This window comes from Thiolapillus sp., from assembly GCF_048562965.1.
In the GTDB taxonomy this organism is placed as follows: Bacteria; Pseudomonadota; Gammaproteobacteria; order Chromatiales; family Chromatiaceae; genus Thiolapillus; species Thiolapillus brandeum_A.
On sequence record NZ_JBHNMF010001230.1, the window covers coordinates 1 to 770 of the forward strand.

Genomic DNA, 770 nt, shown 5'->3' on the forward strand with positions numbered 1-770 from the left:
CCAGCCGAAAGTCTTTTCAACGTAACGTTGACCACCCCAGCCAAGCAACTCAACAACCTCCGCCATAAACATGCGCCGCGCTGAGCCGACTAGCGCGCTGGCGGTGTTTTTCCACAATAACAACTCCTTTACATTTGGTTTCTCTTCGTCATCAACATGACTGTATTTTTAAAACATTCTGGGGCCGTAATCAGCACCTGATTTGGGGTAATTTATTTTTTCCGAGGCCCTTACGCCATGCGCGACCACATTCACATGCTGTTGATGATTCCCCCCCAAATACAGTGTGGCAAACACCATCGGTTTTCTGAAAGGTAAATCAGCCATACGGATATTCAGGGAATATCTGCAGGTCAAAAGGAATTTTATGGGTCGACATTTTTGGGCGCGAGGCTATTGTGTCAGTACAGTTGGCTTAGATGAGCAGATGATACGGACGTACATAAAGAATCAGGAACGGGAAGAGAAGCGCCAAGAGCAGTTAAGGTTGGCGGGACTCTGACAATAGCCCCCTCCGGGGGCTTTCATCATACTACCAGCTCTGCGGGTAGTATTTGATTTTACTAGTGAGACACGCCTTTAACCAAACAATAAAACCGGCTTATAGCGTGTATCGATACAGGATACAATTGATCATGATTACCCAAATCCCCAGATAGAGGCATATCAGCGCCCGAAGGGCGCCAATATCCACTGATTTCCGCTTGGTTGAATTGCAGACAGCGATGAATTAGACCGGATTTGACCAGGAAATCCGAACAAAATCCATA

Annotated in this window: 1 pseudogene; it reads left to right on the forward strand. The window is 46.8% G+C overall.

Going from position 1 to position 770, the window contains the following annotated elements:
• Positions 1 to 243 precede the first annotated feature (243 nt).
• A pseudogene (gene tnpA / locus ACOCD2_RS23490) lies at positions 244 to 502 on the forward strand (IS200/IS605 family transposase); the annotation flags it as partial.
• Positions 503 to 770: the final 268 nt, after the last annotated feature.